The sequence below is a fragment of the Lysinibacillus sp. RU7 genome, from assembly GCF_057837305.1.
In genome coordinates this window covers 1-263 of sequence record NZ_JBYQFK010000157.1, presented here as the reverse complement: position 1 = coordinate 263, position 263 = coordinate 1, and the positions used below count along the sequence as shown (strand labels likewise).

Annotated in this window: 1 protein-coding gene; it reads right to left on the bottom strand. The window is 63.5% G+C overall.

The window, feature by feature from the left end; all coding sequences use genetic code 11:
- Positions 1-263: hypothetical protein (locus tag AC3II9_RS21915; RefSeq protein ID WP_489158822.1), on the bottom strand; the 263-nt coding region annotated here is incomplete at both ends.

Genomic DNA, 263 nt, shown 5'->3' with positions numbered 1-263 from the left:
CCAGATAGCGCTGGGCAGAGGAATCCCACACAGCGCGTGGCGCGACGATGCCATCGGTGGTCCGCAGATCGATCAGCCCCAGCTCGATGAAATCGGCGGGGCTTGCCGGATCGCTTTTGAAGACGAGGGCACTCGACGCCTGCGAGCTGTCCGGCTTGCCGTCGAGATCGACACGGGTGGCAATGATGCCTAGGCTGCCATCGGCGAAGTGAAACAGCGAAGGCTTGGACAGGCCGCGATGCTCGATGCGGTCGATGCCGACA